This is a genomic window from Methylobacterium sp. WL18 (genome assembly GCF_008040015.1).
Taxonomy (GTDB): Bacteria; Pseudomonadota; Alphaproteobacteria; order Rhizobiales; family Beijerinckiaceae; genus Methylobacterium; species Methylobacterium mesophilicum.
In genome coordinates this window covers 1-556 of sequence record NZ_VRVD01001272.1, presented here as the reverse complement: position 1 = coordinate 556, position 556 = coordinate 1, and the positions used below count along the sequence as shown (strand labels likewise).

The 556-nt window shown below is 75.2% G+C and carries 1 protein-coding gene; it reads right to left on the bottom strand.

The window, feature by feature from the left end:
* On the bottom strand, positions 1–556 hold a 556-nt coding region (locus FV228_RS32265), incomplete at both ends, for an efflux RND transporter permease subunit (RefSeq protein ID WP_147858017.1).

Below are 556 nucleotides of genomic sequence, written 5' to 3'. Positions count from 1 at the left end.
TCCCGGGCCCCCCGCACCTCGGCGAGTTCGCGCGCCACCGCGCGGGCGGCGGCCTCGATCCGGGGCAGGTCGTCGCCGACGAGGTTGACCACCACGGGGGCGGTGTGGCCCGAGACCGTCTCCTCGATCCGCTCGGTCAGGAAGGTCTTGAGCGAGAAGGCCGCCCCCGGGAAGCCGGCCGTGAGGGCGCGGATCCCGGCTTCCGTGGCCCGCTGGGCCGCGCCGTCGAGGCCGGGTTCGAGGTCGATATGGATCTCGCTGTAATGGGTGCCGGCGGTGTCCTGCCCGGCCTCGGCCCGGCCGATCTGCGCCGCCACGGTCCGGACCCCGGGGATGGCCTTGAGGCCCGCGGTGATCAGGCCGCCCAGGCGCTCGGATTCCTGCAGGGCGGTGCCGGGGGAAGCCGCCATGTGCAGGATCAGGTGGCCCTCCTTCAGGTCGGGCAGGAAGCTGGCGCCCAGCCGCGGCACCAGGGCCAAACCGGCCAGCACCGCGAGCGCGCTCAGGGCGATCGCGGTGCGCGGCACCCGCCCGATCCAGCTGAGCAGCCCCCGGT